This is a genomic window from Neobacillus niacini (assembly GCF_030817695.1).
GTDB lineage: Bacteria > Bacillota > Bacilli > Bacillales > Cytobacillaceae > Neobacillus > Neobacillus niacini_F.
On record NZ_JAUSZQ010000002.1, the window covers coordinates 2,278,370 to 2,298,899 of the forward strand.

Sequence of the window (20,530 nt, forward strand, 5' to 3'; positions counted from 1 at the left end):
AGGTGACGAATTTTCGGCACCTTATAAAGGGAGGTGATGCAATGGTCCAATTAACTGCGTTAACGCATGAAGTTCTTTCGGCCATCCTGAAAACCATCGATGAAGGAATCCATGTGGTCAATACGGAAGGTAAAACTATTTTTTATAATGAAGTTGCCGCACGGCATGATGGCATGGATGTGAAAGAAGTCCAGGGGAAACATCTTTTAGACGCCTTTCCCTCCTTAACACCGAATTCAAGCACCCTGCTACGGGTAATTAAAACTGGTAAGCCCATCTATAATCAAACACAGGTTTATGTTAATATGCACGGAAAACAAATTGACACGATTAATACGACACTTCCTATTTTTTTAGATAAAGAGATTATTGGTGCAGTCGAGATTGCAAAAGATTATTCGCGTATAAAGCAATTAGCGGAAAGTCTTTTAGATTTACAAAGGAATGTTAATAAAAACACTAAGAAAAAAACGTCAAAGAAGGTTAAGTATACGTTACATGATTTAAAAAGTGTAAACCCAGCGTTTTTGAGCACGAAGGATGAAGCAGGTCGATTGGCAAAATCAGATTCTCCGATTCTTGTATACGGAGAAAGCGGTACAGGAAAGGAATTGTTTGTTCAAGGGATTCATCATGCTTCCTTCCGTGGAGATGGTCCTTTTATTGCTCAAAACTGTGCTGCCATCCCTGAAACGCTGCTAGAAAGTATTCTTTTTGGTACCGCAAAAGGCAGCTACACAGGAGCAGTTGAGAGAAAAGGGCTATTTGAGTTGGCAGATGGTGGGACACTTTTTCTTGATGAGCTTCATACGATGCCGATTGAGCTTCAAGCAAAGTTATTGCGTGTTTTAGAGGATGGCATGGTACGAAGGGTCGGAAGTTCACAAAATATTTCGGTTGATGTCCGTGTCATTGCAGCAATGAATGTCCATCCAAATACGGCGCTTCAAAGTCAAAAGCTTCGCTCCGACCTTTACTATCGTTTAAATGTGTTTACCTTCTCACTGCTGCCTATTAGGGAACGCAAAGAAGATATCCTATTTTTGACTAATTATTTTATTGAGTTATTTAATAAGACATTGAACAAACGGATTCATGGAGTTGAGCAAAGAGTGGAAGCTTTCTTTTTGAATCATCCTTGGCCAGGAAATGTAAGGGAGCTGAAGCATACAATCGAATACATGATGAATATCTGCGATGACGAAATCCTGCAATTGAAAGACCTGCCAATTATGATGAAACAGCAGGCAGCAGGGATTGAAAATAGTGAAAACAATTTATCCCTAAGAAGAAATGTCGAAGAGCTTGAAAATCAGCTGATTGACACTGCACTCAAACAGTCAGCGGGAAATATCAATCAAGCAGCCAAACTGTTAGAGATTCCAAGACAAACCTTACAATATAAAATCAAAAAGTTGAGAGAGTAACTGCCGAATAATCGGCTTTTTTTTGCAAATCAGCACTTAAAAATTTAAAATACCGTTACCTTACCCGGACTATGTGCATTGGCATAATTCTTGCATAATATCTAAGTAAAGCAGGGTAAGGAGGAATACACATGAAACAAACATTATACAAGCCAGATAGGCACTGGAAAGATATAGAGCTTTGGAAAAATGTAAGTGAAGATCAATGGAATGATTGGTTGTGGCAGTTAACCAATACCATTCGCACACTGGAGGATTTAAAAAAGGTGATCAATTTAACTCCAGATGAAGAAGAGGGAGTAAGAATATCAACAAAAACGATTCCACTGAATATAACACCCTATTATGCTTCATTAATGAACCTTGATGACCCGCGCTGCCCAATTCGGATGCAGTCGGTTCCGATTTCTAAAGAAATGCATAAGACGAAATATGACCTTGAAGACCCTTTGTATGAGGATGAAGATTCACCAGTTCCTGGCTTAACGCACCGGTACCCAGATCGTGTCCTGTTTCTCGTCACCAATCAATGCTCGATGTATTGCCGTTATTGTACGAGGAGACGCTTCTCAGGACAAATCGGTATGGGGGTTCCAAAGAAACAGCTGGATGCCGCAATTAACTATATCCGTCAAACGCCACAAGTACGAGATGTATTAATATCCGGCGGTGATGGTCTTCTCATTAATGATAATATCCTTGAATACATTTTAAAAAACCTTCGTGAAATTGATCATGTTGAAATTATTCGAATCGGAACAAGAGCGCCTGTGGTGTTTCCGCAAAGGATTACTGAAAACCTGTGTAACATTTTTAAAAAATATCATCCCATTTGGTTGAATACTCATTTTAATACATCGATAGAAATAACCGAGGAGTCTAAAAAGGCTTGTGAAATGCTCGCTAATTCAGGTGTCCCAGTCGGAAACCAATCGGTAATCCTCGCCGGTATTAACGACAGTGTGCCAATTATGAAAAAGCTTATGCATGACCTTGTTAAAATCCGTGTTCGTCCATATTATATTTACCAATGTGATTTATCCGAAGGAATTGGTCATTTTCGGGCACCGGTTTCTAAAGGACTTGAAATAATTGAAGGACTAAGGGGACATACGAGCGGCTATGCAGTGCCAACTTTTGTCTTAGATGGACCCGGCGGCGGCGGGAAAATTTCACTTCAGCCGAATTATTTAATTTCACAGAGTGCTGAAAAGGTTGTCCTCAGGAACTTTGAGGGAGTTATTACCTCCTATCCTGAACCAGAAAACTATCAGCCTGGAACAGCAGAGGGTTATTTTAAAGAGATTTATCCAGACATGGACGAGAAACGCTCAAATGTTGGGATCGCAGGTATTATGAATGACCAGCATTTCAACCTTGTTCCAGAGGGCTTACAGAGATTAAATCGTCGAAAAGAATATACTCAAAACCCTGCCCATACCACATTGAAGGATAAACGAAGCAAGCGTGATGAGTTGAAGGAAAAGAAATTCCAGGCACTTCAAAACAAACCAGAACAGGCTAAAAAAATTGATTCAGATGCGAACTCAGCATCGAATGATTAGAGGGATGAATTATGGGATTAGTCTGTGAATGGTGCGGGGGAGCTGCTAATAATGGTGAGAATATCGTTTATTGGGAGCTTCCTGACGGCACAAGAGCCATTCAAATTATAGAAACCCCTGCAGTGGTTTGCGATGATTGTAACATGGTCTATCAAACAGATGAAATAACAAAGGAAATTGAAGATCAATTATTCCTAATTGATACGAAGAAAATTGGGAATAGCATCAGCTATAAAGAATTAATGTCTCTTCCAAAGCTTTTGAAGAGAAATTATTTTGATTTTTCTTCCTAAAAATAACCCCTATCAGCCGATAGGGGTTACGTTTTCATTCTGTTTGAATTGATTTAGCAGCGTTTTTTCTAGCTCGTAAAAATTTAACCAGGTTTAATACGATGGTTTTCAAGACTGCGTAAAATGGGATAGCGAGTACCATTCCAAGGACTCCAGCCAGGTTTCCAGCAGCCAGTAAAATAATAATAATCGTTGCTGGATGGGTGTCTAAGCTTTTTCCAAGAATAAGCGGTGATAAAATATTACCTTCGATCTGCTGCGCGATGAGAATAACAATAACGACTAATAATGCTTTTGTAGGTGAATCAAACAATGCAACAATCACCGCTGGTGCTCCTCCAAGAATTGGACCGATATAAGGAATAATGTTGGTAAAAGCTACGATTAAGGCCATAACGAGTGCAAATGGTAAATCAATGATTAGGTACCCGATGAAAGCCAGTGTACCAACTGCTAAAGCTACAGTAACCTGTCCCTGAATATAGGCAGAGAGAGTCTCTCCAGTCTCTTTTAGAATCGATAAACCTTCCTGCCTATATGCAGTAGGAAGAAATTTCGAGATAGCTGTAGGGAACTTGTGCCCATCTTTAAACATATAGAATAGCAAAAATGGAACCGTGACGAGAATAATCGCAATATTGGTGATTACACCAAGAATGTTCGTAATGCTGCCGGTAATCGTGTTTGGCAGGGTATTGGCAAATTCTATAAGCCTTTCCTGTACCGTCTCAAGAATATCCTTTTGTTCATCCATAATCCATTTAAATTCAGAAGATTTCATGACACTGTCAATAAATTTCATCGTTTTGTCTGCATACACTGGAAGTTCGTTAGCAAGTGCGGTAAATTGTTTTGTAATAGCAGGAATTAAATTTCCAATCGCCAGTACGCAAAGGAGAATAAAGACCACATAAATGATGATGATGGCTAATAGCCTGGGAACTTTATGACGCTGTAGAAAATTAACAACTGGGTTAAGTAAAAAATAAAGAAAGCCAGTAATCAGAATGGGGAAAAAGATGGTTGAAAAAAAGATTCCGATAGGCTCAAATAAAAAGGATATCTTAGTTGAAACCCAAATGATGGTTAAAATTAACAGGACCTGAATTAACCAGTATTGAAATTTTTTCTTTGCCAATGTTTGTACCTCTATTTCTATATATTTTGTAAAATTATATCAAATCTTAATCTGTTATAGTATCTTTAAGTTATATCAATTTTCTTCACAGGATAGAAAGAAAGGCGCTAAATATGATTAAATCCTTTTATCATTTCTTAATGAAATATAGGCACCCAGAACCAAAAGATGCCCTAAGTGTTTTTGCAAATGAGGCTTTTTTGGACCATAGCTTCCCCAAAACATCGGAAGATTACCATGAACTCAGTTCTTACCTAGAATTCAATGGTCATTATCTGGAGTCCATGACTATATTTGATGAAGCCTGGGAGCTCTATGTACTATCGGAAAGTAATTAAATGTATGTAATTTACCTTTAAATCGTCTCTGCAAAAAGAGGCGATTTTTCTTTTTCTCCATTGTGCGCGGGTACATCCGTTGGTGCATATACTATTGTAATCAAAATTCACGACTCATCATTGAGAGGATGGAGGATATGAAAAGAAGGAATATACCGAAGTATAAGGTCGGTGATACGGTCGTGATAACGATGTATGGTACAGTTGGCAAAGTAACAGATGTCAATTTTCTAATTTTATTCGCTCTTACATATTATTTAATATAGGAGTGATGAAATGTGGCATTAGCAGCCATTTACTTACGTTTATCGAGAAATGAAGAACAATTGGATATTGATGAAATATTAACAAGTCATCGAAATGCATTAATCAAACTTGCAAATCAAAATAAACTTACGTATGACATTTATCAAGAAATCTCGAGTGGGATTAGTACAGAACGAACAGAACTGAATCTATTGCTGAAAAAGTTAGAAGAGTACGATTATCTTTTAGTAATGGATATCGATCGTATTTCGCGTGATAATGCCTATGCAGAACAAATTAAAACAATGCTGATTGCAGAAGACATTAAAATATTGACTCCTCAGGGTGCAATTGATTTGACTCAAGAAAGTAATGAAATGCTTTTCTCGTTCCAAGCAATGTTGGCTAATTTTGAATACAAACAGATACGGAAACGTTTGGGGAGAGGTCGTTTAGCAGCGGCGGAACAAGGGAGGTGGGTAATGAGCAACAAAGCACCACTCGGTTATTCAAAAGATGAAAATCAAAAGTTAATTATAGTAGAAGAAGAGGCAAAAATAATCAGACATATCTTCCAAAAAACATTAGAAAGAGTCAGTGCAAATGAAATTGCTAAGCAGCTAGATACATTAGGCTGGAGGAGTAGAAGCGGTAAAGTTTTAACAACTTCTCATATTTGTGCAGCAAGAAAGAATGTCGTTTATTATGGAGTTGTCCAAGCTTGTAGGAGAGTTAACGGAAGAGTGGTTGATCATGTATTTGTAGAAGAAGCACATGAGCCAATTGTAAGTAAACAGACATTTTTGGAGGTCCAGAAATTATTAGAGGAAAACAAATGTGGCAATCATTTTCATAAAAAGAAAGCAACAAGGAGACTACAAAACTTCCTTTATTGTAATTGCTGCAGAAGAAAACGATACATCCAAATTGATGGTAGTGGAACGGATTTTATTAAGTCATGCTCATATAAAATAAGCAACAACACTTGTAAAGATAGAGGACACAAGTATCTCCCCGTGGAAGATTATGTTATTAAGAAAGTAATAGAAAAGAAGACAGACTTTGAAAAAACCTTAAATAAATTGAAATCATTAGACACTTCTGATGAAGAAAATAAATTAAACAATCAAATGAACTCATTAGCCAAGCAATTAGAAAAAATTGAAAAGAGGCAAAGAAATCTAGCAATAATGCGAATGGATGGTGAAATAAGTAAAAGTGAATTTCTTAAATATAGTGAGGAAAACGAGGAACAAATCAAACAGGTAAAACAACAAATTGATTTAGTCAAAATCCAATTAGAAAACTTGAATAATACAGAAAAAGAACAAGAACGGTTAGAAAAGATTATTGAATTGTTAGGTAGAATAGATACACTTGTCCCGGAAGAATGTAACACTTTCCTTAAAAGATTCATAAAGAAAATCTGGTTCTCAACTAATACAACAGCAGATCATAATACAAAAAAAGAAGCTGCTGAAGTAACGATTAAAATTGAATGGCTTTAATATTATTGAAATTCATATCTGATTATTAAAAGTATATTTATTCCATAATAACTGGTTATATTAATTTTATTACGTCTAGGGTTAAATGAAACCCTAGACATTCTTTTGTAACAAGTAGGTTCGTTATTGTAGGAAGGTCTTTTACTATTCACTCGATCGCTGGTGTCCGTTGATTTTATTCAAGAAAATATAATATTTAATCTTAATAAAAATATGATTATTCTGAAATATAGGAGCAGCAGTAATCAACTACTGATTGGACTTTTAATTGAAACTTTTCATCTGCAGGTACATAGAAAACGCCAGATCCATCAATTACTTTCCAATCTTCTCCCTGTAATTTATATTCTAAGTACCCAGCTAAAATTTCCATTTCTTCTTTTAAATCTGTAGAGAATTCGTAATCACCTGGCAGCATAATCCCTAGTGTCTTCTTCGTTCCATCTTCAAATAAAACCGTCCGACTCGTTACTTTTCCGTCAAAATATGTATTAGCTTTCTTGATAATCGTCACATGATTAAATTGCTCCATAGCTTCAATCTTCCTCCCTTTCTTAGATACAATCAATTTAACATAAAAATACTTTAGTATAAATAGACAGTAAAAATAATAGCATTTGAATATTTCTTTTCCAAGGATGAGGAAATCAAGCTAATTTATCTTTTATTATCCCTGCTCACAAAACATCCTCTCACTTTAGCAAAACTGACAATAGTTTTCTTATCTACGAAAGAAAATGTACAAATGCTCCAAAAGAACACTTTAAAATTCACTATTTTACCAATGACTTTTAAATAGAATTTTCATAATATTACTTTATTGGACATTATGTAAGGTTTACTAACATCAAATTGATACTTTAGCTAACAATGTATGCTTGCTTCTTACTAGAATAATGAAAACAAGATTCAACGTTTTTTATTTATCATGAAAATAAATTTTGAGGAGTTGAGAAGACAATGTCGACAAATTTGGCAAGTCATCCATTAGAAGAAGTAGAGATTCCTTTTCAAAAGGGGTTGGACGAATCACTAAAGCCCAAAACGGAAAAAGGCAGAACGGTAGGGTCCGTAGCGTATATGTTTATGTGGATTGGAGATGGTGTCAATTTAGGTAATATGACACTAGGGGCTAGCTTGATAGTAGCAGGAAGCGCAACACTAAATCTTTTTCAAACATTTATCGCAGCTGCCATTGCAATTGGTATTATTTCAGGGCTATTTGCTTTAAATGATCGTCTCGGATATAGAACAGGTATCCCCTACGTAGTACAGCTTAGAATGTCTTTCGGAATAAAAGGTTCTGTCATTTCAGCACTTTTGCGAGGTATACCTGCCATCGTTTGGTATGGTTTTCAAAGCTGGATTGGTGGTTCGGCATTAAATGAAATTGCGAAAGTTGTGACAGGCGGTACCTTTGATAATGTTGTCATTTGTTTTGTTGTTATTCAGTTGGTACAAATTGTGCTTTCATTGTACGGTTTTCATGCCATCAAATGGGTGGAGATTCTTGCTTCGATTGTGATTATGCTTGGGCTTGTTTATGTATTTGGCGTTCTTTTAGTATCTCACAGTGAGGTTATTACAGAAAAATGGATTCATGCAGAAGGTTCATGGGGCTTGCCATTCTTCACATTCATTATGATATTTTTAGGGAACTATGCGGCAATCTTTTTAAGTGCAGCGGATTACTCACGTGAGCTTAAAACTGGAATTAGTGACACGAAGCGTGGGTTTTTATATTTCTCTCCTATAATAATTGCATATGGATTTGTTCTTACAATCGGTGCCATGCTTGCTTCGGCCACTGGTATTTCTAATCCAGTGAAAGCCTTCGCAATTGTGGTTGACAATCCATATATAACAGTTTCTGTATCAGCGTTTATCGTGATTGGTGCTGTTGCTGTAAACATGGTAGCAAATATTATTCCGCCTACATACGTGATCACATTGCTTACAAAAATGAAGTATAAACCGGCTGTTGTGATATCTGGGTTGCTTGCATTTTGCTCGTTTCCATGGGTACTTGTTCAGGATGATTCTGCAAAAGGTCTTGGTACATTCATACTAATTTATTCCATATTCTTAGGTCCAATTGTTTCCATTTTGATTGTTGAATATTATATATTAAGAAAGCAAAAAGTAAATATTGCAGATTTATATGATGAAAAGGGGCCATTTGCCGGATTTAATCCATGTGCGATTCTTGCGATGTTGATTGGTGCTGGAGCCGCCTTTATAGAAGTTGATTTGGGTTGGATCATTGGGGTTATTGTTGCAGGTATTGCTTACTTTTTATTAATGAAGTATGCGTTCAAAGATTCAAAGTTTAAAAAAGGTACCATTTTCGAGCGGTAATTGTTATTTCGCCGCTGCAATAAATGGCTAAAATGACACCCCTGTATTGAATTAGTATAACTAATCCAATACAGGGGTGTTTTAATTTTCTTATCAATCATTATGAAGCAATGCTTTGATCTGGAATCCAATTCGGAGGCATAATGTTTGTTCAGGGTCTTTTAAACTTCGACCCAGCAGCTCCTCACACTTTTCCAAGCGGTAAATGACTGTGTTTCGATGAACAAATAGCCGCTTTGCTGTTTCAGAAAGTTGGCAGTGTGACTCCAGGTAAACGGATAGAGTTTGTAGAAGGAGATCATAGTCTTTTTTCGGCTCTGTCACCAGTCCTTTGAATGTGTTTTGGTAGAATTGCTTCATTTGTTCATAGGGAAGCATACGTAAAATTTCTGGTACTTCTTTCGGTTGGTATGCTTCAATAAATTGAGTATTGCCAAGCGTCGTGCCGTAATATAGAGCGTTCATTGCTTCTTTATAAGCATCTGGAAGACGAAGGGGTTGTTCGGCATAATTGCTGATACCAAAAGAAATCGTTTTGTTCAGTAGAAGAAAAAGAGTCGACTGGATCGTAGTTAAAAAAGTATGAAAATCTTTCTCATTCTCTTTCCAATTTCCCTTTGTTTCCATAAGGATAATGTATTTATTATCTACAGAAAATAATTGCATCGTCTCGGCGGATGCATGGACCGATTCTTCAATCAGGTCGTAAATGTGTTCTTTTTCTGATTGGTGTTCAGAAAGTAAAAAACTTTTTTCGAAATTGTCTAGTTTGCCAACGGCGCAGAAATATCGATACTCGCCAATCAACCCAAATTCTTTTCCGCGGTTAAGTATTTCCTCGGAGGAGGAAAAAGCACCATTTATGAAGTTTGTGAAAAATTCGTTTCGTAGTCGTTGTGTTTTTTGTCTTAAAGCATTTTCTTTCATTAATTCAAAAGCTATCACATTTGCAGCCTGTTCTACTGTTAAAACAGTTGTTCGGTCTGAGGGTGGGATGAATTGATGAATAAAAAGGTAACTCGGCTTTTTTTTGTGAGTATAGACAGGAAATACTGTAAAGGTTCTGCGATTCTCTCCTACGAGTGAAAATGAGGTAAAACCAGCATTGGGTAAGAAAGAAAAACTACCTGTGAGTAAAGAGTAAAAGTCGTATGACATTCCCTTTGTACTGTTAATCTGACGCAATTGATGATTTAACAGTGTCACGGGACTGCTGATCAAAACAGATAGGCTCTCAAGAATGATATCAAGTCCCTGACCATTTACGATGAGATTCGTGAAGTGTTGATGTGTCTTCATCGCCTGGTGAAGTTCGTTTGTGCGCATATCCAAAATACCGCTGAGGGATTGATGTACAATATCCCCTAAAGCTGTCTCAACCGGAATATCGATAATAGGGATGTTCAATTCATTAGCTAGTTGGATCGCTTCCATTGGAAGGTCATGCAAAAATCTGTTCGTTTTAATGCCAAGGCCAGCGCATCCTTGTTTTTGCATTTCCGTTATTAATTCTAATAGAGATGGGGGATTGTCTTTTAAATGAAATCCAGTGGTAACAAGTAACCCGCCTTTTTTCAAGTATGGAATAATATCAGGTGCATCCATCATATTAACCGTATCAACTTCACGGTTTAATCCATTGTTACCTGCAACAACGACTGCACCAGCATAGACTGGAAGACGTAATAAATTTTCTAGCAACATTTTTATTCACTCCCAGTATGATTTTTGTATTACCTTTTAGTTAAATTAAACAACAAAACCGACAAAGTTTCTACATATTTGTGAATGTTCTTTGCGTTCACTTCTATTAAAATATACATAGACAAGAAAAGAGTGGGGGGGAGTAATAATGGAGACAGATTCGTCTGTATTATCGAAACCAGTAAACAGTATGATTGAATGGCTGTCCTCCTACGGACAGACGGAAAGAAATGGTGTGACTCGCCTTTTATATGATAAAAAGTGGCAAGAAGCCCAGCAGGCTTTAAAGAAAGTGATAGAAACTCTCGGACTCGCTTCTTACTTTGACGACGTAGGGAATTTATACGGACGGCTGGAAGGGTCTGAAAAAAAAGCATCTTCTGTTATTTTAACAGGTTCACATATCGATACCGTAAAGGATGGCGGAAAATATGATGGCGCTTATGGCGTTGTTGCCGGTGTTATTGCACTTGATTATTTATCCCGGAAATATGGCCAGCCAAAACGAACCATCGAAGTTGTGTCACTTTGTGAAGAAGAAGGAAGCCGCTTTCCATTAACCTATTGGGGTTCCGGGAACATTACAGGTCTACGGACAAAAGAGCAGGTAGAAAAGATATTGGATAATCATGGTATACCATTTATTCAGGCAATGAACGAAGCAGGTTTTGGGCTTGGTCACTTCCGTGAAGCAAAACGTAACGACATAGATTGTTTTATTGAACTTCATATCGAACAAGGTGAAATACTTGAGCGGGAAAACAAATCGATTGGCGTTGTCAGCCATATTGTTGGTCAGCGCCGGTATAATGTAACGGTAACAGGGGAAAGCGATCATGCGGGGACCACGCCGATGCATTACCGAAAAGACGCTGTTTACACGGCCGCATTACTTATTCAAGCCTTAATAGAACAGGCAAAAGAAACAGATCCGTTGCTTGTAGCAACGGTCGGCAGAATGGAAATTAAACCGAACATACCAAACGTAATTGCGCGTGAAGTCGTGTTCTCAATTGACATCCGTCATAGTGAAGAAGCCTTGCTTGAAGAATTTAGTGTAAAGGTTTTTGAGGCATTCAAGCAAATTTGCCAGAAACATCAAACAAATCTTCAGATTGACAACTGGATGAACGAACAACCAGTGAAAATGTGTGAAAAGCTAAGTGATTTATCAGCAGCGGTGTTAGAAAAAGAAGCAGTACCCTATAAAGTGATGACAAGCGGTGCAGGGCATGATGCCCAAGTATTCGGGCAATACATGCCTGCATGCTTGTTATTTGTACCGAGTCATAGGGGCATCAGTCATTCCCCAGATGAATATACAAAAGCCGAGGATTTGGAAAAAGGCGTTCAGCTTTTGATCAAAGTCCTGCACAAATTAGCCTATTAAGGAGGACAACAATGTGACAGTATTTCGCGAATTAAACACACCTTTACGGACAATTATGACACCAGGACCAGTCGAAGTCGATCCTCGGGTATTACGGGCAATGAGTACACCAATTTTAGGGCAATTTGATCCGGCTTTTACCCAGATTATGAATGAGACAATGGAAATGCTTCGTCAAGTGTTTCAGACAAAAAACCAATGGACATTTCCAATTGATGGAACTTCGCGTTCTGGTATTGAAGCGGTGTTAACTAGTATTTTAGCACCAGGAGATAAAGTGTTAATTCCAATATTTGGGCGGTTTGGCCACTTGCTTACGGAGATTGCTGAACGGAACGGTGCTGAAATTCATACCATCGAAACAGAGTGGGGCCAAGTGTTTGATCAGGATGAAATCATTAAAGCCATGGAACGTGTAAAGCCGAAAGTGCTTGCGATTGTGCACGGCGAAACATCGACTGGATGTATGCAGCCACTTGATAAACTCGGAAAGGCCTGTCGTGAAATGGATATTCTTTGTGTCGTGGATGCAGTCGCGACCATTGCTGGAACAGAAGTGAAAGTAGATGAATGGCAACTTGATGCTGTTATTGGCGGAACACAAAAATGTTTTTCAGTTCCTTCAGGAATGGCACCAATCACTTACAATGAGCGGGTGGAGAAACTTCTCGCATCCCGGAAAAAAGTAGAAAGAGGTGTACGGACAACTGGAGATGCAGTGGACGTACGGAATCCTATTCAAAGTAATTATTTTGATCTAAGCCAACTCCAGGATTATTGGGGGCCGCGCCGTCTTAATCACCATACAGAAGCGACTTCCATGCTGTATGCTTTACGGGAAGGTGCTAGAATTGTTCTTGAAGAAGGGCTGGAAGAGCGTTTTTCCCGTCACCGTCTTCATGAGAAAGCGATTATGGAAGGGATTAAAGCTATGGGGCTGACACTCTTCAATGATGTAACTTGGAAATTACCGATGGTTACATGTGTCAACATTCCAGAAGGAATTGACGGTGAAGCAATCCGGTCTATGTTACTTGGACAATTTGGTATTGAAATTGCCAGTTCGTTTGGTCCGCTTCATGGGAAGATTTGGAGGATTGGTGCGATGGGATACAGTTGTAGGAAAGAAAATGTTTTCGCTGTATTGTCTGCTCTTGAAGCAGCACTTATCCGGAATGGGGCATCTGTTCAAAGAGGCGAAGCTCTGCAGGCAGCACTAAATGTCTATGACCCAGCCTCTCGTATGGCAGTTATGATGTAATAGCAAGCCGGATCTTATCCAAGTTCGTTTATGGTTAAGCCGGCTTTTTTCTATAAAGAGAAACAGTTGCTATAGCGAAATGCATTTTTTGAAAAGAAGGTGGACATATGTGGGAATGGACGCGGGTAAAACATTGGACAGCAGGGCTGCAATGGCTGTTTTTCCTTTTTACCAATACGGTTGTGATACCGATAACCATCGGAAGTGCCTTTCAATTGGAACAAGGAAAAATAATTGCGCTTCTTCAGCTTTCTTTTCTTTTTACCGGAATAGCTTGTATTATTCAAGCACTATTGGGTCACCGCCGTTCAATTATGGAAGGACAGTCGGGTCTTTGGTGGGGTGTTATTTTAAGTATGTGCTACATAGCGCCGGCACAAGGACTGCCACTGACTGTAGTGGGCGGCAGCATTTCAGCCGGCATGATCATTTCAGGAGTTATTACAATGATTGTCGGTCTATCAGGTTTATCAAGATTCATTGCAAAATGGTTTAATCCGGGGGTTATGGCTGTATTTACGTTTTTATTGGCCGTCCGGCTTAATACCATTTTTTTAAAAGGAATGCTTGGTATTCCTTTTAGTATAGGAGGGTCACCGGCTCAGATTGACATTCCGGTCTTTTTATTATCAGCTATGGTCGTATTGCTAACGATTTTCCTTAGTGTAAAAGGTGGAAACGGCATTGGCCGGTATTCACTTCTCATTGGGATTATCGCTGGTTGGATCGCTTATGAAACCGTCTTTAAATCAACTAGTGAGGCGGTCAATATGAGCAGTGAGTCAACCATTGGGTTATTTCTTCTTGGAGACCTTTCTTTTGATATTGGAATGATCATCACGGCTGTAGTCGCCGGGATGTTAAACCTTTCAAATACATTTGGCGCCTTAAAAGGAACAGATGAAATATACAAAAGTGAAACAACGAATGGACAGTACCGGCGCTCGTTTACGATTTCGGGTGCATTTACAATCATTTCTGGCTTGTTCGGGATGGTTCCGTATGCACCGTATGTTTCGTCTATCGGGTTTTTAAATCAAACCCGAATAGTCGAACGTCTGCCTTTTATTCTTGGAGGCGTTATGTTTATGGTCATGGGTGTGGTTCCTGAAATCGGCAATCTAATTGCTAAAATGCCACTTAGTGTCGGGAGTGCTGCGTTACTTGTGGCTTATATGCGCTTATTACAACCAGCACTTGGCTACTTTGCACAAATTAAACTGACAACAGCCAACTTGTACAGAGTGGCCACACCACTATTTATCGGAACTATTTTTATGTCATTTCCCACTGAATACTTTGGATCGGTTCCAGCAACCATTCGTCCGTTGTTCAGTAATGGCCTGCTGATGGGTATTTTATTGGCTCTTGTATTGGAAAATATTCATTTTCGTAATATTGGAAAAAAGAAAGGTTATAAGCATATTAAGAGAGGGGCATAAAAAATGATTGATAAATGGAATGCATTCATGAGCAAAGAACAAACTCTTGAGCCAACAGGGTCTGGAGTATTAAACGGACAGACATTTGCGGTAAAAGATGTTTATTCGATTAAAGGGCATACATGTACGGCCGGTAATCCAGACTGGTTACGAACACACAATCCGTCTGTTGAGACAGCAAGCAGTATTCAAAAGCTTCTAGCTGCAGGGGCAAAGCTGACAGGTACCTTACAGACTGATGAACTGATGTACAGTTTAAATGGTGAAAATGCTCACTATGGTACCCCGGTAAATCCGAAAGCTCCGGGCAGAATTCCTGGAGGATCATCGAGCGGTTCCGCTTCTGCGGTATCCGCAGGCCTAGTAGATTTTTCACTTGGAACGGACACTGGAGGTTCGGTGAGAATTCCATCTTCTTACTGCGGATTGTATGGGATTCGTCCGACACACAATCTTGTAAGTAGTGATGGTGTTATTCCTTTGGCAAAGAGTTTTGATACAGTTGGATGGATGGCACAGGATGCTAGGCTGCTTGCCCAAGTTGGGGAAGTATTACTTCCATATTCTGGTGACGACGGCTTCTTTCAACGCATTCTTCTAGAAGAAGATGCATGGGCATTGACGGATGCGAAATCAACTGAAGAGCTAAAAAGACTTTTGCCTGCTATTAAAGATAAAACAGACTATTTTGAACAGGTCCAGGTAGCGGATGAAGGATTACCAGCATGGACAGAAATATTTAGGACGATTCAAGCGCTGGAAATTTGGGAAGAACATGGCCCGTGGATTACAAAGGAGATGCCATCATTTGGGCCCGGAATTGCGGATAGATTTCAGATGGCCAGCATGTTGAAGAAAGAGGAGTGCCAAAGCCAGTTTGAACAATGGAAGATGATCAGGCACCGGATGGTTCAATTATTAGGGGATGATGCACTTCTCGTTTTACCAACTGCTCCAGGTCCCGCACCACTTTTAAATTTACAAGGTAAAACAGCCGAACGTTACAGGGCAAGAGCCATGCAATTAACGTGTATTGCTGGGCTTGCGGGATTACCCCAAGTAACTCTTCCGCTTGCAACTGTCGACGGTCTGCCAGTTGGCTTATCAATTATAGCGGGTCGAAACCAAGACAAGCGTCTGTTGAAGTGGGTTGTTTCCTTTGCAGAAGATCACAATACCAAGGAGGCAAAACAATGAAATTAGCAACAATCCGTCATAATGAAGAAGAAATTGCGGCGATTATTGAAGGGGACGGAGTTTTTCAAATGCAGCAGGTCAATGAGCTGTCAGGAAACCTGTGGAGTGAAAAATTGCTTCCACTTATACAGTCTGGGGAGCTTAGTGAATTGACAGCATGGTATAACCATGAAGGTAAGATACAATTACAACAGCAAAATGGTCTTGAACTTAAAGAAGTTGTATTTGCGCCTTTGTTCCGTGCTCCCGAGAAAGTACTCGGTGTAGGCATGAACTATCTAGAAAAGGCTCTTGAGTTATCGGGTAAGCCGCCGGAGTCAGAGCCGGTTATATTCATGAAACCCAATTCAAGCTTAATTGGTCAAGGAGACACAATTGAAATTCCGCCTCAATCGCCGAATGTTGCTGGTGAAGCTGAACTGGCGATAATCATCGGAAAAACTTGTGAAAATGTCGAGGAAATAGATTTTTACAATGTTATCGCTGGTTTTACGACTAGTCTTGATATGACGGCAAAAGATATTCACATTCAGAACCCTGCTTTTCTGCAGCGGGCTAAAAGTTTTAATACGTTCTGCAGCTTCGGTCCGTATTTGATCACGGCAGATGAATTTTCCGATTTAGCATCCATTAAAGTGGAGACGGTATTAAACGGAACGGTTTTTCATGAGAATACGATTAGAAATATGATGTACCAGCCGGCCTATATTGTGTCTTTCTTTTCCAAAATCATGACACTCCAGCCAGGAGATGTCATATTAACGGGAACACCGGGATCCGTCTTAATCCGTGAAGGTGATTCGGTGGAATGCCGAGTAACCGGATTTTCAAGTTTAACTAATAAGGTGAAAAAGCGGGCATAGTTAAAAAGGTAAAAGCTGTTTTAGTAATCGGCGTGATCAGATTCCTAAAAACAGCTTTTTGTTATGAAAGATAGGATTTGTTTTGGGGTATGAACCGAATCACTGAATTCACTTTTAGATAAAATGTACAAATGGATTAAATAAAATCGCAATTCCTCTAATGAATTAAAATTGTGAATACTATAAAATCTAATAAAAAGATCAATGTTATAAAAGGTAACATAGTACGTTACCTCTCCTAAGAAATCAAATAACAGGGGGAAGAAAAATGAAACAATTTGATATGATCATTAAAAATGGAACAGTTGTTTTACCGGATAAAGTAAAAAAAATTAATATCGCCATAAAAAATGGAGTAATAGCGGCGATTAACGATGAGCTCTCATTTGAGGCGGAACGTATTATTGATGCATCAGGCCAGTATGTATTTCCCGGCATGATTGACGTACATGTTCATTTTAGCGATCCTGGCCGTGAATATTGGGAAGGGTTCCGTACCGGCTCACAGATGATGGCGGCAGGAGGTTGTACAACTTTTTTTGATATGCCTTTGAATGGGATTCCTTCCACTATTGATAAAGAGGCACTATATGCTAAAAGCGACAAAGGCAATCAAGAATCTTATACTGATTTTGCGCTCTGGGGAGGACTTGTCCCAGGGAATGAAAATCATTTGGCGGAATTGGCTGAAGAAGGAGTTATTGGATTTAAAGCGTTTCTGTCAACGACCGGGAACAAGGAATTTGAAAATGTGGATGACATTACATTATTAAACGGGATGAAAATCATTGCTGGTTTAAACAAAGTACTTGCGCTTCACTCAGAAAGCGGCCCGATTACTGACTGGCTTACAGCAGAAAAAGTAAAAGCAGGACACGTATCAGCGGACGATTATTTGGCAACGCGACCAATTGCGGCAGAAGCAGAGGCTGTACAACGTGCATTATATTATGCGGAAGTAACCGGCTGTCCGTTACATTTTGTGCACATCAGCTCGGCAGAAGCCATTGAAAAAATTGAGGAAGCAAAGAGTAAAGGTATGAATGTTACAGTCGAAACATGTCCACATTATTTACTTTTTAATCAAAACACTTTGCGTGAAAAAGGAGCGGTCGCTAAATGCGCTCCACCGCTGCGTATGCCAGAAGAGCAGGAAAAACTTATTCAATTACTCATCAACAAGAAGTTTGATATGATTTCTTCTGACCATTCACCATGCACGAGCGATTTAAAAGATCCGGCTGCTTATAATCTTTTCCAAGCATGGGGCGGCATTAGCGGTGGCCAATTTTCCTTCCTTTCTATGATGGAATTGGCTTTGAAGCACAACATACCATTCGAACATATTGCAGAGTGGACAGCCTTGAACCCAGCAGAGCGATTTGGACTTTCATCTAAAGGGAAAATTGCTGAAGGGTATGATGCAGACATGGTCCTTGTTTCTGTTGACGAGTCGTTTACTGTTACAGAAGATAACTTTTTCGCTAAAAACAAAATCAGTGTTTATATCGGACATACGTTCCCATGTAAAGTAATGAGCACAATCAACCGTGGACAGGTGGTCTATGAAGAGGGTGTCATTCGTTCCGAGCAGGCTAGTGGAAAATGGATAACACCAAAAAAATAGAACCAATAGTAAAGCTGTCATCTCATTCTTAAACTTGAATGACTGGCGGCTTTTTAAAATAGAAATCACTCTATTTTTACTTTAATACTATCAATCGAGTTATAACCATATCCTTTCTTGTTCCACATTGCTTCCAATGGATTGATAGAATACTAACGAATCCTTTTTATGTTGGGCAAAGTTGGTTTAACTTAATTGGTGAAAAAGGAAGAGTGGCCCGAAAACTCTTTTGCTACTCCTTTAAGGAATATGTGCTTAAACTAATCAAAAAGGGAAGACAAATATAAAACATCAGTGAATTAATCCCTAAAAATGGAAAGGTTAAGTGATTAAAAGTGCTCAGAAAAGGGAAGTTCTCTAAAAATGTCGGGTTGGGCCTTGCTCTTTCTTTTTGCCCTTTAGTTGAAAAGACCCTCTTCGCAGTAATTTATTGTTATTTGTTTGGTAGTGAATGTGGATGAAACGTTCATAATTTGGATTTTTACAAAAATGCTGATTATGTAAATTTAATTATAAATATACACTGCAGACAAGATACCATTCTAGAACGTAACGCATATTTTACTACGAGGTGATCTCATCATGAAAGTAAAATATGAAGAAATAGGCACTTTTGACGCGGAGAAAGCCACTAGGGGATTAATTGAGCTGTACAATAGGATTAACAAGCCAAATGCTCAAGATGAAAAAAATAATGAAAAAGCAAAAGATAAAACAAATGATAAAACAAATGATAAAACAAATTAACTCGTGTACCGTTGGTATACGAGTTTTCTTTTTATATAATCAAGGTTATAGCCAATAAATTTAGGAAAGTAACAGATGTCAAGTTGATTGACGGAAATTATGTATATGAAGTGAATAAAAGTGATGGTCTTTTTGTTGAATCAGGACTACAGCTTCTTTCAGAATATGAAGGGACTTTGGTGGAACAGGAACAAATAGATATCGAATACAAATTCTTTTTCGGAGATTTAGTTCAGGTCGCTGGTTATGGCTCTGATTTGTTTAAGATTGTCGGATTTCGAACAGAAATTTGGCGCTACAAAGAAGATGCATGGGAAGATGTTATCTACGAACTTTCAAGGATTAGTGATGGGGAATGGCTAGAAGCGGGTGAAGAAGAAATGACACTCGTGGCTGACGCTGAGAGTGCGGACACATTCATTCAAAAGTTAGGGCTTCTTTATTTAGTAAATAATGATGAGAAGCAGCAAGTTGCAACTTCAAAAACTCAAAAAAACATCGTCAGAAAAGCAGAACTTGAAGAAATCGAACGTAAAAAGGAAAGAAAACAGCTAATTGATAATTTATTAGATATTTTTAATGATTACAAAATTTTATATACCATGTTCAACGATCAGGAATATTATCAAGTTATGCGTGTCATTCTTAGAAAATTAAAAAGTGTAGTAAATGACGATGGTAAAAGCCATGTCTAGCTTCTACCAGCTGGAAAAAGACACTAATAGGTAAATGACCAAAGGAATCCCACCCCATTTTATTAAAAAAAATAGACACTCTAAAATTTTCTCAAAGGCAGAGATGATTAAACCATCCTCCTGATTTACGTCTTCAATAATAGCTTCAATTTTTGCATGTAGATTTGACATACCTCTATCACCTCATAATCGTTCTTTATATTCAGCCTATGCTTGTCCTGAGAAAAAAAGACATAATTAATCTTTTATTTTCCTCTCTATGTTTAAGCTGTAGAATATTTACCGATTCTTCTAGAAGTAAATAGCATGAATACGCAGAATTCATCATACATTCTGTAAAAAGGGGGCGATGCTATGAGAGAAATTGAAGTATTTATTGATACGGAAGAGATTGCTGAATTTTTCTTTCATGAGCTGGTGAAAAGAGGATACGTTCCTTCGGAAGAAGAATTGGAAGAAATCGCTGATATCACCTTCGAGTATCTCATCGAGAAAAGTATTATCGACGAAGAAGTTGAAGATGAATAGGTAAAATATCACGATACTTTATTCATCTTTTAAATACGGGATAACGAAAAACGAGCATTTGAACCTGCTCGCTTTTTGTTGTGAAAAACTTTTTTACTATTTTCTTTAAAGTATGAAACTTTCCTTTTTCTTTACCGTATTACATACAACGAGGCTCGAGGAGGTAAGATGATGCTAAAAAAGATTTTAAAGTCACTTCTAGG

General features: G+C 38.5%; 20 protein-coding genes. 16 read left to right on the top strand and 4 right to left on the bottom strand.

What is annotated here, in order from left to right; genetic code table 11:
* Positions 1 to 41: 41 nt before the first annotated feature.
* From QFZ28_RS11795 to QFZ28_RS11805, 3 genes are all read left to right on the top strand, one after another.
* The gene (locus tag QFZ28_RS11795) at positions 42 to 1,427 is read left to right on the top strand and encodes a sigma-54 interaction domain-containing protein (RefSeq protein WP_307194807.1); all 1,386 of its coding nucleotides are present in this window, start codon (positions 42 to 44) and stop codon (positions 1,425 to 1,427) included.
* 131 nt (positions 1,428 to 1,558) lie between these two features.
* Positions 1,559 to 2,992, top strand: a complete 1,434-nt coding sequence (gene ablA / locus QFZ28_RS11800; protein WP_307194808.1) for a lysine 2,3-aminomutase — start codon at positions 1,559 to 1,561, stop codon at positions 2,990 to 2,992.
* A gap of 11 nt (positions 2,993 to 3,003) precedes the next feature.
* Entirely contained in the window at positions 3,004 to 3,285 is a 282-nt protein-coding gene (locus tag QFZ28_RS11805; RefSeq protein ID WP_307194809.1) for a YokU family protein, read from the top strand.
* Positions 3,286 to 3,319: 34 nt separating this feature from the next.
* Here QFZ28_RS11805 and QFZ28_RS11810 read toward each other — a convergent pair whose 3' ends face one another.
* Positions 3,320 to 4,423, bottom strand: coding sequence for an AI-2E family transporter (locus tag QFZ28_RS11810; protein WP_307194810.1), 1,104 nt, complete (start codon positions 4,421 to 4,423; stop codon positions 3,320 to 3,322).
* A gap of 116 nt (positions 4,424 to 4,539) precedes the next feature.
* Here QFZ28_RS11810 and QFZ28_RS11815 point away from each other — a divergent pair, with 116 nt between their 5' ends.
* The 3 genes from QFZ28_RS11815 (at position 4,540) to QFZ28_RS11825 (ending at position 6,515) form a co-directional block, all read left to right on the top strand.
* The gene (locus QFZ28_RS11815) at positions 4,540 to 4,761 is read left to right on the top strand and encodes a YozE family protein (RefSeq protein ID WP_307197008.1); all 222 of its coding nucleotides are present in this window, start codon (positions 4,540 to 4,542) and stop codon (positions 4,759 to 4,761) included.
* 137 nt (positions 4,762 to 4,898) lie between these two features.
* Positions 4,899 to 5,027: a hypothetical protein gene (locus tag QFZ28_RS11820; protein ID WP_307194811.1), complete on the top strand. Its 129-nt coding sequence runs from the start codon at positions 4,899 to 4,901 to the stop codon at positions 5,025 to 5,027.
* A gap of 12 nt (positions 5,028 to 5,039) precedes the next feature.
* Complete coding sequence (locus QFZ28_RS11825) at positions 5,040 to 6,515, top strand: recombinase family protein (RefSeq protein WP_307194812.1); 1,476 nt, start codon at positions 5,040 to 5,042, stop codon at positions 6,513 to 6,515.
* Positions 6,516 to 6,732: 217 nt separating this feature from the next.
* On the opposite strand, the gene ppnP is transcribed toward QFZ28_RS11825, so the two are convergent.
* On the bottom strand, positions 6,733 to 7,047 hold the full coding sequence (gene ppnP, locus QFZ28_RS11830; protein WP_307194813.1) for a pyrimidine/purine nucleoside phosphorylase: 315 nt from the start codon (positions 7,045 to 7,047) through the stop codon (positions 6,733 to 6,735).
* A gap of 428 nt (positions 7,048 to 7,475) precedes the next feature.
* Here ppnP and QFZ28_RS11835 point away from each other — a divergent pair, with 428 nt between their 5' ends.
* Positions 7,476 to 8,873, top strand: coding sequence for an NCS1 family transporter (locus QFZ28_RS11835; protein ID WP_307194814.1), 1,398 nt, complete (start codon positions 7,476 to 7,478; stop codon positions 8,871 to 8,873).
* Between the two features lie 93 nt (positions 8,874 to 8,966).
* Here the strand turns inward: QFZ28_RS11835 and QFZ28_RS11840 are convergent, their stop codons facing one another.
* Entirely contained in the window at positions 8,967 to 10,577 is a 1,611-nt protein-coding gene (locus QFZ28_RS11840) for a PucR family transcriptional regulator (RefSeq protein WP_307194815.1), read from the bottom strand.
* Positions 10,578 to 10,725: 148 nt separating this feature from the next.
* On the opposite strand from QFZ28_RS11840, the gene allC reads away from it, so the two are divergent.
* The 8 genes from allC (at position 10,726) to QFZ28_RS11880 (ending at position 19,799) form a co-directional block, all read left to right on the top strand.
* Complete coding sequence (allC, locus tag QFZ28_RS11845; RefSeq protein WP_307194816.1) at positions 10,726 to 11,967, top strand: allantoate deiminase; 1,242 nt, start codon at positions 10,726 to 10,728, stop codon at positions 11,965 to 11,967.
* A 13-nt stretch (positions 11,968 to 11,980) separates the two neighbouring features.
* Positions 11,981 to 13,228, top strand: a complete 1,248-nt coding sequence (locus tag QFZ28_RS11850; protein WP_307194817.1) for a pyridoxal-phosphate-dependent aminotransferase family protein — start codon at positions 11,981 to 11,983, stop codon at positions 13,226 to 13,228.
* A gap of 107 nt (positions 13,229 to 13,335) precedes the next feature.
* Positions 13,336 to 14,670, top strand: coding sequence for a uracil/xanthine transporter (locus tag QFZ28_RS11855; RefSeq protein WP_307194818.1), 1,335 nt, complete (start codon positions 13,336 to 13,338; stop codon positions 14,668 to 14,670).
* A gap of 3 nt (positions 14,671 to 14,673) precedes the next feature.
* Entirely contained in the window at positions 14,674 to 15,867 is a 1,194-nt protein-coding gene (locus QFZ28_RS11860) for an amidase (protein WP_307194819.1), read from the top strand.
* Entirely contained in the window at positions 15,864 to 16,730 is an 867-nt protein-coding gene (locus tag QFZ28_RS11865) for a fumarylacetoacetate hydrolase family protein (protein ID WP_307194820.1), read from the top strand. The genes QFZ28_RS11860 and QFZ28_RS11865 overlap by 4 nt, the downstream gene beginning before the upstream one ends.
* A 268-nt stretch (positions 16,731 to 16,998) precedes the next feature.
* Positions 16,999 to 18,357 (top strand): allantoinase, encoded by a 1,359-nt coding sequence (locus tag QFZ28_RS11870; protein ID WP_307194821.1) that lies wholly within the window; start codon positions 16,999 to 17,001, stop codon positions 18,355 to 18,357.
* A 582-nt stretch (positions 18,358 to 18,939) separates the two neighbouring features.
* A complete protein-coding gene (locus QFZ28_RS11875) occupies positions 18,940 to 19,104 on the top strand; it encodes a hypothetical protein (protein ID WP_307194822.1) in 165 nt (54 codons plus the stop codon).
* A gap of 11 nt (positions 19,105 to 19,115) precedes the next feature.
* Positions 19,116 to 19,799 carry a hypothetical protein gene (locus QFZ28_RS11880; protein WP_373428062.1) on the top strand — a complete coding sequence of 228 codons (684 nt, stop codon included), beginning with the start codon at positions 19,116 to 19,118 and terminating at the stop codon, positions 19,797 to 19,799.
* Positions 19,800 to 19,802: 3 nt separating this feature from the next.
* On the opposite strand, the gene QFZ28_RS11885 is transcribed toward QFZ28_RS11880, so the two are convergent.
* Positions 19,803 to 19,970: a hypothetical protein gene (locus QFZ28_RS11885; protein WP_307194823.1), complete on the bottom strand. Its 168-nt coding sequence runs from the start codon at positions 19,968 to 19,970 to the stop codon at positions 19,803 to 19,805.
* 183 nt (positions 19,971 to 20,153) lie between these two features.
* Between QFZ28_RS11885 and QFZ28_RS11890 the strand changes: the two genes are divergently transcribed.
* On the top strand, positions 20,154 to 20,327 hold the full coding sequence (locus QFZ28_RS11890; protein ID WP_024029256.1) for a YozD family protein: 174 nt from the start codon (positions 20,154 to 20,156) through the stop codon (positions 20,325 to 20,327).
* The last annotated feature ends 203 nt before the right edge of the window (positions 20,328 to 20,530 follow it).